This is a genomic window from Caballeronia terrestris, from assembly GCF_001544515.1.
Taxonomy (GTDB): Bacteria; Pseudomonadota; Gammaproteobacteria; order Burkholderiales; family Burkholderiaceae; genus Caballeronia; species Caballeronia terrestris.
This window is the reverse complement of sequence record NZ_FCOL02000572.1, coordinates 1-706: the sequence shown is the minus strand read 5'-3', so window position 1 is coordinate 706 and position 706 is coordinate 1. Positions and strand designations below refer to the sequence as shown.

The 706-nt window shown below is 61.6% G+C and carries 2 pseudogenes; both read left to right on the top strand.

The annotated features are described in order from the left end of the window. A pseudogene (locus AWB67_RS39010) lies at positions 1–346 on the top strand (class I poly(R)-hydroxyalkanoic acid synthase); the annotation flags it as partial. Positions 347–515: 169 nt separating this feature from the next. Next, positions 516–706, top strand: a pseudogene (locus AWB67_RS42925) (hypothetical protein); the annotation flags it as partial.

Sequence of the window (706 nt, the reverse complement as noted above, 5' to 3'; positions counted from 1 at the left end):
ACATCGTGCCGTGGAAGGGCGCGTACCGGTCGACGCAGCTCGTCGGCGGCGATACGCAGTTCGTGCTCGGCGCGAGCCGGCATATCGCGGGCGTGATCAATCCGGCGTCGAAGAACAAGCGCAGCTACTGGACCGACGGCACGCTCGGCGACGATCCGGATGCGTGGCTCGAATCGGCGAAGTCGCAGCCGGGAAGCTGGTGGACGCAGTGGAGCAACTGGCTGCAGGCACACACGGGCAAGCAGGTCGCGGCGCCGAAGAAGCTGGGCGACGCGAAGTACGCCCAATCGAACCGGCGCCGGGGCGCTATGTGGCCAAACATCCGCCAGAAGTCATGGGCGCCTGAGCGGCGTGACGCGCTTCAAACCTAAACGACGGGACATCTAAAAGTGCAACTCGTCACGCACTGAGACCGACGGCGAGTTAGTGCGCAAGTCTATGATCATGGCTGTTGCCGGCTCTGCGCTCGGAGGTGAGTGCGAAGGGCATCTTATCGCGTAGGGGCAAGACCGGCCTTGACGGTCTTCGGCGACGCGAAGAATGTGGTGGAGGATATGATGAAGGCGGTGGCTTATCAATGCGCGATGAAAAGAGAGAAGGTTCCTCCGATGCCCTCTGCGGCGCAGACGTCTGCGCCGCATGAGAAACTAATGATGCTCCCATTGGCACCGGCCATAGCAAATGAGATTTCCCTCGACTATCACCT